Here is a 612-nt window from a genome sequence, read left to right as displayed (position 1 = left end):
CCGTTGTTTATTTGCACCAGACCTTTGCGTTTTAACGCTGCCAGCGCTTCACGCACCGAAGGACGCCCGACGTTAAAGAACGCCATCAGTTCGCGTTCAGACGGTAATTGTTCACCTTCGCCAAATTCACGACGGCGGATCATCTGTTCCAGCTCTTCTTCCACCATTTCGGAGAGTTTTTTACGCGCCAGCGGGCGGCTACGCAAGTTGCGACCAATTGCAGGTGAAGAATCTTCGGTTTGCGAATCAAATGCGTTCATAAGGCCCATTCTGTAAGGTCAGTGTGATTAACATCATCAGTGACATCCTATCACAGGATTGAAAGTAGGGGAAAATGGCAGGGTTTTCTCTTTGTGCCTCATCATTACCATAATTAACGGAATAATTAACTATTGCGAAAAATTAATGTAACGCAGATAAAAACATCCCGTTTGAATTATTTATAAGACTATTCACGAGCATTATGAATATTATGAATGTGTTCTTACAAAATAATCATAAGCGCATATTTTTTAATGAAAAACCACCTCACCTACAATTAAAAACACGACACCCGCACCATAAATAGCCTTGCAAAAAATATAACATCGTTGTTTTCAATCTGCCGTTTAT

The 612-nt window shown here is 41.2% G+C and carries 1 pseudogene; it reads right to left on the bottom strand.

Annotated elements, in window-relative coordinates:
• Window positions 1-269, bottom strand: a pseudogene (gene nanR / locus ACFFRH_RS44930) (transcriptional regulator NanR); the annotation flags it as partial.
• Window positions 270-612: the final 343 nt, after the last annotated feature.

The sequence above is a fragment of the Streptosporangium vulgare genome (assembly GCF_042428775.1).
GTDB lineage: Bacteria > Actinomycetota > Actinomycetes > Streptosporangiales > Streptosporangiaceae > Streptosporangium > Streptosporangium vulgare.
Note: the sequence above shows the minus strand (reverse complement) of the source record. Positions and strands in the feature narration are given on the sequence as shown.